Source organism: Holdemanella porci, from assembly GCF_009696075.1.
GTDB lineage: Bacteria > Bacillota_I > Bacilli_A > Erysipelotrichales > Erysipelotrichaceae > Holdemanella > Holdemanella porci.
In genome coordinates this window covers 1-13,521 of the sequence record NZ_VUMR01000058.1, presented here as the reverse complement: position 1 = coordinate 13,521, position 13,521 = coordinate 1, and the positions used below count along the sequence as shown (strand labels likewise).

Here is a 13,521-nt window from a genome sequence, read left to right as displayed (position 1 = left end):
CACGATACGAATCCATAGCCATTGCGGTTATGAATCACCAAATCAATATGAGAATAATTATTATTCAAAACATTAGAATTTAAAATTTATCTATTTTATGAGTCCTTTTTCTTGACGTAGTACCATACATTCCTTTTGCTTTATGATATGAAACATTTGTATATCGAACAGTAACAAATCTAAATTTACCATCTTCGCATTGATAGAAATCCGTTCTGTATGGTTTGATTTGTTTCAAAATAACTTTTTTATTATTCGTTTGATAGTTTGAAGAAATATCTAAATGATTCCCTAATTTTTCACTTTCATATTTCATTGAAATAATTTCAGGACCATTCCCCTTCTTAGAATATTTATGTATAACACCATTTTCTTCTTTATATTTAGTTAATGGATTTTCCCCAACTAAAGTAATAATTTCTTTACCTTTTTTCTTAGTTACTTTATACATTTTTGAATCCGATTTAAACTGTTCATAATGATATTTTACAATGTTTCTAATTAAATCGAATGTCTGTGAATCATGCTTTTCCATTAAATATTTTTCGTCTTCTCCATTTAAGATATCTTGAATTAAACGAATACATTTTTTATCTTTAGGATCATAAATATTAGAGATTTTTTCAATCAAGTAATCCGTTCCATCTACATTTCTTGTACTATAAATAGTTTCGTCTGCAATCTGACGATTTGGCTTTGTATTCACCTTGTGAGAAATTTTAATTGGGTTAAAGCACATATTCTCTTCATCTATTACATGATCATAATACTTACTGCTTTCTTCAAACAATGTTTTCAAATTCACAATGTATTGAATATATCTTTCATCATAGAATACCTTATCATCAGGAATTGTAATAATTTCTCCCGTTTCTTCATTATATAAATCGTTGAAATCATGTTCTTGTTTAAGAAGATATCCATTCAACAAGTTCATTTTCTTTACAGAAGCAACAATTAATGCATCCACCGCATGGTGCAAATAATTTTCATCACGATCTTTTTCTAAATGGATTTTCTTTCTAAACAAATCCGTAACTCGACCATTGATAGTATGAACTTTTGTATTAATCTCATTATCTTTAAAATAATCTGATAGCGTATTTAAAACAACACGGCAAGCATAGCTTGTGTCCACCAGATTTCGATTAATAAATTTTTTAGCCACTTCTTCCTTAGTGATATTTTCTTCATTTAACAAATTCAACTTCTTTTTGTATGGAATGTTATCGTTAGAAAGAACATTTTTCTTAAATTCTGAATAACTACATCCCATTCCATTAAATTTATTAGCTGCATATGCCATAAAAGGAGTCAAATTACCTTTCACTTGATTTTCTGAATGTAATGCTAAAACTTTATTATTTTGAGAATCATCTAATGATATAGAGATTGGGATAATATGATCAATTTCTGTATACTTTGGATCTTTAATGACTCGATTTAAATCTAAAGGTTCAAAAGTATATGCACTCTTGCCTCCTTGTTGCAAATATAAACTAATTTTCATTCTTGTTTTTCCATTAATTTTTGTTGGATCATACCCCTTTTCATTCAAAAATTTATCCATTTCTTTAGATCCATTCTCTCGATTTTTTTGGTAGTTACTAATTCTCTTTTTCTTTTCATCTGAATTCTTATCACGAGTCATCTCAACAACAATGGAATCGAATTCTCCATATTTCTTTCTCAATGCATTTACAACTTTAAAAGTTTCATTCTGCGCTCTTTTTGCTACTGGAGATAAAATAGCTTCTGGGTCTGATTCAATGTTCTTTTTTCCTTTATGAGAAACACGATTCTTGTCAAACAACTTCAATTCATGTAACAGCTGCATTTGATTCATTTCAGATTCAAACAATTCTTTATTTAATAAATTCAATGCTTTAAAAGATAATGAATGATAGCCTGTTATTCCTGTTGTATTTGCTAAAGTATCTACCACTGAATCAGAAAGTCTATACTCCAAATGATACAAGTAATCTTTTCTTTCTTGTATACCCTTTTTATTTGTAAGAATTTCAATAATTCTATCTAGCATTTCATAATCATTTAATGAAATTGAATATCCTTCTTTTTCTAAAATTGATTTAATTTTCTTATATCCCTTGAACTCAGTAAAAATAGCTTTCTGATTTTTGTCTATACGATAGCCTTTAATATCAACTTCATCCACATTTAATTCTTTTGCCAATTGACGTAAAGTAATATTCCCTTTCTGACTAACTATAGTTAAAATTCCCTTCTTCTCCTCTGGACTTAACTTATCACCATCTATCGTTAAGTTATTCATATCATTTAAGAAATTAAATAAATCTGCGGTTACCGCCATTTTAGGAGCTCTTAGTTCATCTGGAAATACGCTACATTTCCCACGCATTTTTTCAATCAAATCTATTTCTTTGATTCGACCATCAACTTCTATAAATCGACCATATGGTGTTGGTGATTTTTCACTTCCAGGTCCCTCATAATACGCTCTTCTACGTGCAACAATATCAATTATTTTTTGAATTAATGGTTCATCCAAATCTTGATGATGTAATATCTCGTTCAATTCATTTACATAATCTTTTGTAGAAAAATTATTTTCATGTCCACGAATATGATCCTTATTGTTTAAATTATCTAATTGAATTTGGCAAATATATTTTCCTTGTTTAATCAACTTCTCATTATGCTGCAAAGTAGCCTTTAAACTCAATTCATCGTCACTCTTTTTTGCGTCTTCTTCCACAGTTTCAATAACACTACCTCTATGTTTTGTTATATGTAAAATAGCTGCCGTTAATTCATCATTTGTTAGTTTTTCACTTAAACCTTTACAACGCAATTCATATACATTCTGCAAAGGATGATAGTCATTTGACATTATACCATTTTCCTTCAACAATTTTTGCATGTCCATAATTCGAGTATGACGTCTTGAAGTCAAACGTCTACGACTTCTAGCGTCTCTACGTTTTCCATTATCTTCTGCTGTGCCTTCTTTAAACAAACGTACTCCATAGTCTACAAATTTACCTGTTTCAAGATCTATAATTCCATACCCGCAGCTACTAATTCCTATGTCTAAACCTAATACATACTTATTATCCATTGTAACGCCCTCCACAAAGTGATTATGTTATATGCATTATATCACTTATGTAAGCCATTTCCTATATAATTCTATATAAAAACAAAAATGTATGCTCTCAGCATACACTTTATATAAAGCAGAATTTATATTTTTAAGTTATATTTCACCTTTGTACCGCAAAAGACGTTATTCAACATCATCATAGGTTAATTTTAAGTTTTTTTCAAAAAAGTTTTGAGAGTTAATGTCTTTTTCACATTGGACATTTAGAATAGATATTGCTACTAGATATGGCAGGTGGTTTCCTCTGGATAAATCCTTGAGACTTTCGATCCCCGGGATGGAGGAATAGGCGTATGCAAATTCAAGTTAATATTGATATAACTATTGTTTTAATAGCTATCGTACAACTCATACGAGTCATCATTATTATTCATGAAGAAAATAAAAAGCGCTAACCACCTCTCACAAAGGATTTAGCGCTCTTGCAATATCCAGAGTGACCACCATATCTAGTAGTCTTTTCTGTATTTGTATTATAACGAGAATGATGTTAAATATCAACTTACCGATTTACACATGTATTTTAAAAAAATTTTGAGGTTTAATGTCTTTTTCACATTGGACATTTAGAATGGATATTGCTACTAGATATGGCAGGTGGTTTCCTCTGGATAAATCCTTGAGACTTTCGATCCCCGGGATGGAGGAATAGGCGTATGCAAATTCAAGTTAATATTGATATAACTATTATTTTAATAGCTATTGTACAACTCATACGAGTGATCATTATTATTCATGAAGAAAACAAAAAGCGCTAACCATCCACTCACAACGGGATTAGCGCTTCTACCTAATCCAGAGTGACCACCATATCTAGTAGTCTTTTCTGTATTTGTATTATAACGAGAAAGATGATAAATATCAACCTACTGATTTACACCTCGATATAGAGATGTCATTTCTGAATTCCCCTTTAATTCTGAAGCCATATATTTGACTAAGAATAAGTCTTTATCAAAATTAGAAGCCAATTCTTTCTGGTAAATCAATAGATCCTTATCTTTATAATAAGCACCTTTTTTATCATTAATTAATACAACTCTAAGATTTGGATATTTATTTAATAGTAGTTCTAGAATTCTTTGTTCATCCTGAATTCCATTTTCTAATTTACTCGCATACTCTTTATTCACAAATATTGTATTTACTTTACTCAAATCAAGATGTCTTACTTCATAATCCACCATATGTAAATATACCGTACTTGATTCATTTAAATAGTTTTCTAATTGTTCATCATTATTATCAATAAATACAGTCTCACAATTCTCATTATGCTCTACTTGAAACTGTTTAAATAAATCCTTTAAATTTTCTTCTCTTACATTTAATTCCATACAATTAGCCTCCTTTTCTTGTACAATATCACAATTTTCAAAAAAAAGATGAATACATTGTCTTGAATTTGTATAAAAGCGTATAATACATGCAGGAGGAGTTTTAAAATATGCAACCATTTGATAAAGAATATGTCTGTGACATCGCCAAACAAATTTTGAATATTGATTCACCAACAGGCTACACAAAAAGAGCCATCGATTTCATGGACGAAGAAGCTAAAAAATTAGGCTATACAACAGGTCGTAACCAAAAAGGAAATTTATTGATCTATGTAGACGGAAAAGATTCTGAACACACATTAGGATTGAGTGCTCACCTAGATACATTAGGACTTATGGTTCGTTCCATCAAAGACAATGGAAAACTAGCCATTACTAAAGTCGGAGGCCCATGCTTACCAACATTAGACGGAGAATATTGTAAGATCTATACTCGCGATGGAAAGGTATATACAGGAACGATTCTTTCTTGTTCACCAAGCGTACACGTATATCCAGATGCTTCTACATCAGAAAGAAAAGAAGACACAATGGAAGTTCGTATCGACGAAGTTGTACACTCAAAAGCAGATGTTGAAAAATTAGGTATCTGCAACGGAGACTTCATTTGTATTGACACAAAAACACAAATCACAGAAAGTGGATTCATTAAATCTAGATTCTTAGACGATAAGATTTCAGCTACAGCTTTAATGGGCGTACTAAAATACTTAAAAGACAACAACATTACGCCTCAAAGAGACTTAGTCATTATGTTCAGTACATATGAAGAAGTTGGTCATGGAGCAAGTTGTCTACCAGAAGAAGTTGAAGAATTATTAGCCGTAGATATGGGATGTATCGGTACAGATCTTGCTTGTACAGAACAAGACGTTTCAATCTGCGCTAAAGATTCAAGCGGACCATACGACTACGAAATGATTACTCGTCTAGTTGAACTATCAAAAGAAAACAAGCTTAATTATGCCGTTGATATCTACCCACAATACGGTTCAGATGTCAGTGCCGCATTACGCGGTGGTAACGACATCAAAGGAGCCTTGATCGGCCCTGGTGTTCATGCTAGCCACGGAATGGAAAGAACACACTATGATGGTGTAGAAAGCACAATGAAGCTTGTTGTTAGCTATATCACAAAATATTAAAATCCTTTAAAGCAGCCACAATACCCTGTTCCACATTGGACTTGGTCACATGAGCTGCTTTTTCTTTTACATAATCCATAGCCTGGCCCATCGCAAAACTATGAGTTACAACACCAAACATACTCACATCATTTTCGCCATCCCCAAATGTGAAGACTTTATCCTTATCCCAACCAAACATATCCATCATACGAACTAAAGTAGCTCCCTTACTATATCCCTTAGGCAAAATCTCTAATTCTCTAGGACAAGTACGGAACACTTCATATTGATCTTTAAATTCATTTTGAATATCCAAAGCCAATTGTGTAGTTACCTCTTCATCCTCAATTGTCTGAATCTTATTTACTGGATATTGAATTTCACTCAGATCCTTAATATACGTTATCTTAGGATAACCATCACGCATATCTGCAAGCCAAGACCAAGGGCCACCCGTCCAAGGAAAATCCTCTGGATATTCTTGTGCATTTCTTAATGCCTTTTTCTTTTCCATTATAGGATCTGGAATATAATCAAATAATCCATCATTAAATATAGCCATTGTCTCACAATTTTTATGCATCAAATACGCAAAAACAGGCTCAACATCTTCCTTATACATCTGTTTTAAAACATGACGCTCGTCCTTTTGAACATCATAATATGCAATACCATCTACCTCTAACAAATAGCCACCATATACATCCATCTCTAATTCTTTAGCATAAGGAAGCAATCTTGTATAACTTCTACCACTCGCAAGCACAAGCTTTGTGCCCTGCTTTTGACAAGCAATCAATGCTGCCTTCGTTTCCGGTAAAATTTTATTATTTGGATCCAATAAAGTACCATCCATATCCATTACAATCGCATCTAACATAGTCCATACCTCCATATAGAAAATAATATATCACAATTTTATAAAAAGTACTTGCATAACACAACATCTTTTGGTATTATATACAAGCAGTCAAGTAAAAAGCAAATGCCTGAATAGCTCAGTCGGTAGAGCATCCGGCTGTTAACCGGCAGGTCACAAGTTCGAGTCTTGTTTCAGGCGCCACTTGATTAGTAAACCAGCTTAGCTGGTTTTTTTATTTTTGAATTGAAATTTGTCTAAAAAAATCAAAAAAGTACTTGCATAACACAACATCTTTTGGTATTATATTTAGGCAATCAAGTGAAAAACAAATGCCTGAATAGCTCAGTCGGTAGAGCATCCGGCTGTTAACCGGCAGGTCACAAGTTCGAGTCTTGTTTCAGGCGCCACTTGATTAGTAAACCAGCTTAGCTGGTTTTTTTATTTTATTAAGGAGCTTTTATGACAGAATCCGAATGGTTTGAACAACTTTTTAATCGCTTATCCCACTCCAAATTTAGGAGCAGTTTTCATCTGAAACAAAAAGATAAGCAGTATATACAAACCAAAGGAATGGACACCATTGAAAAACATGCCATAGATTTTGTTGAAAAAAGATTGGCTCCAGCCTATATCCCAAACGACGGTAAACAAACACCTTTCAAAGGACACCCTGTATTCATTGCCCAACATGCTACTGGCTGTTGTTGCAGACAATGTTTATATAAATGGCATAAGATCAAACCCAATCAGCCACTAGGCCCCAAACAAAAAGCATATATTGTTAAAGTATTAATGACATGGATTCATAAAGAAGTCGATTAAGAAATTGACTTCTTTTTTTTCTTGACTATACTATTCATGGAATTAAATATCGAATATATATTTATACTATGTGTATTATATATAAATGATATAGGAGATGATCTTATGAACAACCATATGGACATTCCATGGCACGAATATACAAACAAAGATTCAAAAGTTAAGATTGAAAATGCAAGTCTTACAGAAAAATCTTCCGTTATAGGAAGAATAGGATTGATGCTTCTAGCCTGTGGTACAGGAGCCTGGCGCGTTAGAAGTTCAATGAACACCATTGCTAGTGAATTAAATATCACATGTATTGCCGACATTGGACTTACAAATATTTCTTACACATGCATTGATGGAATTAAGTCACATGCCCAATCCTTGTCTTTACATAATACAAGTGTCAATACATCTAAACTTGCTCGTATGGAAGACTTTGTCTATCACTTTAAAGACGAATGTAAAACATGTACATGCAATGAGATTCACAATCAATTAGATCAAATCGAAAGCATTCACTCTAGCTACTCCCCCATTATTCTAGGATTAGCTGCTGCTCTTGCCTGTAGCTGTTTTACCTTTCTACTTGGAGGAGGCCCCATTGAAATGCTTTGTGCCTTTGTGGGGGCGGGACTTGGAAATACACTTCGAATGAAACTGATCAAACACAACTACACCTTATTCTTAAATGTAGCAGCCAGCGTTTCTTTGGCCTGCCTTGCCTATGCCTTGTTATTTATTTTTTTAGAAACCTATTTTGGCATAGCCACACAACATGAAGCCGGATACATCTGTTCTATGCTTTTCATAATTCCAGGCTTTCCTTTCATTACCAGCGGTATTGACTTAGCTAAATTAGATCTTCGTTCTGGTCTTGAAAGACTTGCCTATGCCATTATCATTATTTTAGCTGCCACACTTACTGCATGGATCTGCGCTTTAGTCTTACATCTTCAACCTGTTGATTTTGTAAAACTACATATTTCAACATCCACCAAATTACTATTAAGATTATTAACAAGTTTTGGAGGCGTCTTTGGATTCTCCATTATGTTTAACAGTTCAAAAAAAATAGCCGCCAGTGCCGGATGCATTGGAGCCATCGCTAACACATTACGACTAACACTTGTCGATTTATCTTTACCCGCTGCAGCCGCGGCCTTTATTGGTGCATTAACAGCCGGACTACTTGCCTCTATGATCAAAGGAAATACAGGATATCCTAGGATTGCGATAACCGTACCATCCATTGTGATTATGGTCCCAGGCCTATATATGTATCGAGCTATCTATAATCTCGAACTTGCATCTACCATGTCTATTGGAGCTAACTGGTTCATTCAATCTTTATTGATCGTTTTGGCCCTTCCAATGGGACTTATATTTGCCCGTATCTTAACCGATCCCTCATTTCGATATTGTACATAAAAATACTGAACTTAATCGTTCAGCATTTTTTGTATACATTCATATAAGATACTATTTGAAACTTCAATATTCTTCTCTAAATTATGTTCAAAATGTGTAAATGGTAAGAATACACCTACACAATACTTTCCTTTAAAATCACCGCAATAGAAGAATGCGTTATACAACAAATCTTCTAGCTTCATCATAGAATCCCATAAGCCAGAATAAATTTGTGCATCACTTAACTTTTCATGAAGCTCTTCAGGCATTTCTTGGACAACCAAGATACCTAAATGCGATTCATTTTGAATAGTTTGAATGGACATATCCTCTTTAAAACTATGCTGTTCTAAAAAACCATACGCTAAGTATCGATTTTTTTCTACAAGCTTTTTAAACATATGCTTTTTTGATTCAGGAATATGAATATCACTTTCTATAATATTTCCATCCTCATCACTTAAAAGAATCGGATTCTCTTTTCCCTTATCGTTAAATCGCAATGGAATCAAAAATGCATTTCTTAATAAATCAAACATACTATTGCCGCATACAGCCATTAAAAATGCCGACAGATCTTTATTTTTGTATGCAGTAAATAGTGCATTGGTAAATACTTGTTTATCCACAAGTACCCTTTCTTCTTCTACGCTTGAATCCTCATCACAGGCAACACCTTCATAAAAGGCGTCCATTAATCGTTTACAAGCTCTAGGATCCTTGGCAATTATATCAAACAAAGCCTCTGCCTTTTCTTCCCTAGGAAAAATCGTTGGCATGATTCTCACTTCTTTTCTAATCCTTTCGGCAAACAGATACAAGAGGTCTTCCTTTAACACACCTTTTGTATCTGTTTTGATGGCTTGCCTACTCAGACTAAAAGTATTATACTAACACCTATAAAATATGTGAAATGTATATTTTAAATATGCATTATATAAAAATTATATGGAGGTTATAACATGACACTAGACTATTACCGCATCTTTTACTATGTGGCTAAATATAAAAGCTTTTCAAAAGCCGCTCAAATCCTACATAACAACCAACCCAACATCTCAAGAACCATGAACAACATAGAAAGTGAATTTGGATGTAAGCTTTTAGTACGCTCTCATTCCGGTATTACCCTAACACCCGAAGGTGAACAACTCTATGAACATGTTGCGATAGCCATTGAACAACTTTACCAAGGAGAAAGTGAAATTCTTTCAAATAAAACCTTAGAACATGGACATATATCAATTGGTGTAAGTGAAACGGCTCTAAATATCTTTTTATTATCCAAACTTGAACAATTCCACAAAGCCTATCCACAAGTCAAAATCAAATTATCCAACCATTCCTCTATTCAAGCTGTTGATGCCTTAGAAAAAGGAATTGTCGATATTGCGATTGTCACAAGTCCGATCACTATCAAAAAGCCATTACGTGCAACTTCACTCTACTGCTTTGAAGAAGTCTTGATTGGCGGAAAAGAATATGAAAGCTTAAGCAACCAGATTCTAGACATTCAACAAATCTCGTATTATCCATTTATCACTTTAGGCAAAAATACAAGTACATATACCTATTATTCAAACTTATTTTTAAATCACCAAATCCCTTTTCATACCGATTTAGAAGTGGCTACTGCCGATCAAATACTTCCATTAGTCAAACACAACCTTGGCATTGGATTCTATCCTAAAGAATTAATTTCTAAGGATTCTGATATTTTTGAAATTCATACAAATATAAAAAATCCTGAACGAGATATTCTTCTTGTCCAGGATGCAAGTCGTGCAACCAATATTGCCACACAAAAATTTATTGATACGCTTTCTTTATAATTCAAAATTTACCAAATACGCATTACATGCTGCATCACTAAACTTACAATTGTGATACCACACCAACATGTTGCACCAACCGCAATTGGCTTTCCACCCGTTTTGATCAACTGAATTACATTGCTGTTAAGTCCAATAGCTACCATAGCCATAATGATCAAAAACTTTGATAATTCTTTAAGTGGTGCAAATACACTAGAGTCTACTCCAAGATTTACACAAACCGTTGTAAAAATAGCTGCCAAAATAAAATAAAGTATAAACATTGGAAAGGCACGTTTCAAACTAAAGTTTGATGCTTGTCTTTCTTTTTTAGCACGAATAAAAGATAGTCCTAGTGTAATTGGAATAATCGCAAGTGTACGAGTTAATTTTACTGTTACCGCCTTATTTAATGTGGCACTACCTAAATTCCACATACTATCCCAAGTTGAAGCCGCTGCCGTTACACTTGATGTATCATTAATGGCTGTTCCTGCAAAAATACCAAACGCATCCCCATGCATGGTATCTAAACCCAACTCCTTTCCTAGAATAGGAAAGAAAATAGCTGCAAGTACATTAAAGAAAAAGATAACTGCGATAGATTGGGCAATCTCATCTTCATCCGCATCAATAACAGGGGCTGTTGCCGCAATGGCAGAACCACCACATATAGATGAACCAACACCAACAAGAATCGAAGTATTTGAAGGTACTTTTAAAACCTTTTTCATAACCCACGCAAGTACTAAAGATATAGTAATTGTACAAACAATGATAGGTAAAGACTGTTTCCCTGTTTCAAATATAACACCTAGATTCATCCCAAATCCAAGCAATACAACCGCTGTTTGTAAAATCACTTTAGAAGTCCATTTAATACCGGCTTCTGAAGATTTTTTATCATTCCAAAACATCGCAATAATCATACCTGCAAGAATCGCGATAACAGCCCCACCAATAACCGGAAACATTTTTCCTATGATCCATGATGGAATCGCAATCAATAAACAAATTAAAATGCCTTTTCCATATTTATTAATAAAATTCATTCAATAATTCCCTCCATGAAGAGAATTGTAGCACTATACAACAATAAGGTAAAATTATATAATTCTATCGAATAATAATATTTTCTTATCATTAGAGGTACATATGCTAGATTATCGAACTGAAACATTTCTTACTGTATGCAAAACATTAAATTTTACAACGGCCGCCAAACAATTAAATATCACACAGCCTGCCGTATCGCAACACATTCATTTTTTAGAAAAACAATACAATACAATCCTATTCAATTATAAGAATAAAGAATTAAGTCTAACTTCTACTGGCGAAATACTATATAAACATTTATTAACAATGAAAAATAATGAACAAGCTTTAAAGAATGAACTCGACAATATTACATCCAACATTGAAACATTATCCATTGGAGTAACTATGACCATCGGCGAATATGCGATTGTAGATAAATTGGCAAACTTTATTCAAAATCATCCAGAAATCAACATCCACCTTCACTATGGCAACACATCTAATCTACTCGAATTACTTGACCATGGACAAATCAGTATGGCTATTGTCGAAGGAAATTATCCAAAAGAAAACTATTCTCATAAAAAATATAGCACTGAAGACTATGTTGCCGTCTGTGTTACATCCCATCAATTTAATAAAGAACCCCATACCATTCATGACCTAGTATCTGAACATCTTTTAGTGCGTGAAGAAGGTTCTGGAACAAGAAACATTCTTGAACAAAGCTTAATTGCGCATGGTTTACACATTTCAAATTTCACACATTATACACAAGTAGAAAATATGCATACCATCATGAATCTGTTGAAAAAAGATTGCGGAATTTCTTTCCTATATAAGATAGCTGTAGAAAAAGAATTAAAATCAAAAGAACTCAAAGAAATTACTTTAGATGATTTTAAGTTACAACATGACTTTGACATCATCTGGGAAAAAGAAAGTATCTATGCCGATAAATATCTATCAATCAGTGAAGAATTTATTTAATAGTTCGATTCGCAAGTACTACACGATCTTCTTTTATAGGACAAAAGCCATTCTTAATCCAAAAGTGTTCAGCTTGAAGATTTCCATTTATCCAACCTAAGCGAACTTCCTTATATTCAAGTGTTGTTAAATATTTAATAAGTTCATTGACTATTGCACTTCCAATCCCATTCTTTTGTATATTGATATCCATCATAAAGAATCCAATGAATACAATATCCTTTTTGGGATATCCATCAATTAAATCAAGGACTGCGATTAACTTCTCGTTCTTAAAATATCCCACATAATACTTATCTTTAATATCAATATTGTCTGGAAGAGTCATCATATCCGATTCAATACTCTTTCTTGTCACATAAGGAGGACAATATTGATAATATAAGTGATTTTTACTACAAAGACCATATATTTGATCAATATCATTCTTTTGTAGTTTTCTAACATAATATTTCTTAGAAAATAATAACTCATCCATAATTTATTTCTTCCTTTTTGGATTTGGAAGCTCATCATACATCACTTGAAACAAACCTTCCAAAAATTTCCGGTTATGCACTTCTTCTACCAACAACATTTCTTTGGCTCCATCATATGGTAATTCATATTGAACTTTTGACATATAATGAATTGCGGATTCTACAGGCTTAACAAGTAATCGACCATCATATATACCACCAACAATTTTTCCTCGATAATAGAGGATATATTCTTTCATCATAGCTCGATACGTAATTTCTTCTAAATTTGATAATTGCCCCATTATAAAATCTAAATATTCTTTAGTTGATGCCATTTTGTCACCTGTTATGAAGTGACCTTTGTCAAGACAAAATTACACTCATATTCTAAAAATATGATGTTAGCATATAAATAGGACTAGTCAAAAAGAGAAAATTTACGCCAGTGGTACAATAGAAAGAGGATGATTCAAAGACAAAGGAAGGCAAAAGAAAATGGCAAATAAAAAGAAACAGTTTGA

Annotated in this window: 12 protein-coding genes and 2 tRNA genes; 7 read left to right on the top strand and 7 right to left on the bottom strand. The window is 33.0% G+C overall.

Going from position 1 to position 13,521, the window contains the following annotated elements:
- Positions 1-79: 79 nt before the first annotated feature.
- Complete coding sequence (gene cas9, locus FYJ55_RS08970) at positions 80-3,100, bottom strand: type II CRISPR RNA-guided endonuclease Cas9 (RefSeq protein ID WP_154556546.1); 3,021 nt, start codon at positions 3,098-3,100, stop codon at positions 80-82.
- A gap of 911 nt (positions 3,101-4,011) precedes the next feature.
- The gene (locus FYJ55_RS08965) at positions 4,012-4,482 is read right to left on the bottom strand and encodes a hypothetical protein (RefSeq protein WP_154556545.1); all 471 of its coding nucleotides are present in this window, start codon (positions 4,480-4,482) and stop codon (positions 4,012-4,014) included.
- A gap of 110 nt (positions 4,483-4,592) precedes the next feature.
- Between FYJ55_RS08965 and FYJ55_RS08960 the strand changes: the two genes are divergently transcribed.
- On the top strand, positions 4,593-5,630 hold the full coding sequence (locus tag FYJ55_RS08960) for a M42 family metallopeptidase (protein ID WP_154556544.1): 1,038 nt from the start codon (positions 4,593-4,595) through the stop codon (positions 5,628-5,630).
- On the opposite strand, the gene FYJ55_RS08955 is transcribed toward FYJ55_RS08960, so the two are convergent.
- Entirely contained in the window at positions 5,617-6,492 is an 876-nt protein-coding gene (locus FYJ55_RS08955) for a Cof-type HAD-IIB family hydrolase (protein WP_154556543.1), read from the bottom strand. The genes FYJ55_RS08960 and FYJ55_RS08955 overlap by 14 nt on opposite strands.
- Positions 6,493-6,599: 107 nt before the next feature.
- Between FYJ55_RS08955 and FYJ55_RS08950 the strand changes: the two genes are divergently transcribed.
- The 4 genes from FYJ55_RS08950 (at position 6,600) to FYJ55_RS08935 (ending at position 8,712) form a co-directional block, all read left to right on the top strand.
- A tRNA-Asn gene (locus FYJ55_RS08950) sits at positions 6,600-6,675 on the top strand.
- Positions 6,676-6,805: 130 nt separating this feature from the next.
- Positions 6,806-6,881, top strand: a tRNA-Asn gene (locus FYJ55_RS08945).
- A 52-nt stretch (positions 6,882-6,933) separates the two neighbouring features.
- The gene (locus FYJ55_RS08940) at positions 6,934-7,296 is read left to right on the top strand and encodes a DUF4186 domain-containing protein (protein ID WP_154556542.1); all 363 of its coding nucleotides are present in this window, start codon (positions 6,934-6,936) and stop codon (positions 7,294-7,296) included.
- Between the two features lie 105 nt (positions 7,297-7,401).
- The gene (locus tag FYJ55_RS08935; RefSeq protein ID WP_154556541.1) at positions 7,402-8,712 is read left to right on the top strand and encodes a threonine/serine exporter family protein; all 1,311 of its coding nucleotides are present in this window, start codon (positions 7,402-7,404) and stop codon (positions 8,710-8,712) included.
- An 11-nt stretch (positions 8,713-8,723) separates the two neighbouring features.
- Here the strand turns inward: FYJ55_RS08935 and FYJ55_RS08930 are convergent, their stop codons facing one another.
- The gene (locus tag FYJ55_RS08930) at positions 8,724-9,473 is read right to left on the bottom strand and encodes a DUF4866 family protein (RefSeq protein WP_154556540.1); all 750 of its coding nucleotides are present in this window, start codon (positions 9,471-9,473) and stop codon (positions 8,724-8,726) included.
- A gap of 183 nt (positions 9,474-9,656) precedes the next feature.
- Between FYJ55_RS08930 and FYJ55_RS08925 the strand changes: the two genes are divergently transcribed.
- Positions 9,657-10,526: a LysR family transcriptional regulator gene (locus tag FYJ55_RS08925; RefSeq protein ID WP_154556539.1), complete on the top strand. Its 870-nt coding sequence runs from the start codon at positions 9,657-9,659 to the stop codon at positions 10,524-10,526.
- Positions 10,527-10,534: 8 nt separating this feature from the next.
- Here FYJ55_RS08925 and FYJ55_RS08920 read toward each other — a convergent pair whose 3' ends face one another.
- Entirely contained in the window at positions 10,535-11,560 is a 1,026-nt protein-coding gene (locus tag FYJ55_RS08920) for a YeiH family protein (RefSeq protein ID WP_154556538.1), read from the bottom strand.
- A 103-nt stretch (positions 11,561-11,663) separates the two neighbouring features.
- Between FYJ55_RS08920 and FYJ55_RS08915 the strand changes: the two genes are divergently transcribed.
- Positions 11,664-12,539, top strand: coding sequence for a LysR family transcriptional regulator (locus FYJ55_RS08915; RefSeq protein WP_154556537.1), 876 nt, complete (start codon positions 11,664-11,666; stop codon positions 12,537-12,539).
- Here FYJ55_RS08915 and FYJ55_RS08910 read toward each other — a convergent pair.
- Positions 12,532-13,017, bottom strand: a complete 486-nt coding sequence (locus tag FYJ55_RS08910; RefSeq protein WP_154556536.1) for a GNAT family N-acetyltransferase — start codon at positions 13,015-13,017, stop codon at positions 12,532-12,534. The two genes, FYJ55_RS08915 and FYJ55_RS08910, sit on opposite strands and share 8 nt — an antisense overlap.
- A gap of 3 nt (positions 13,018-13,020) precedes the next feature.
- Positions 13,021-13,335 (bottom strand): TfoX/Sxy family protein, encoded by a 315-nt coding sequence (locus tag FYJ55_RS08905; RefSeq protein ID WP_154556535.1) that lies wholly within the window; start codon positions 13,333-13,335, stop codon positions 13,021-13,023.
- Positions 13,336-13,521 lie beyond the last annotated feature (186 nt).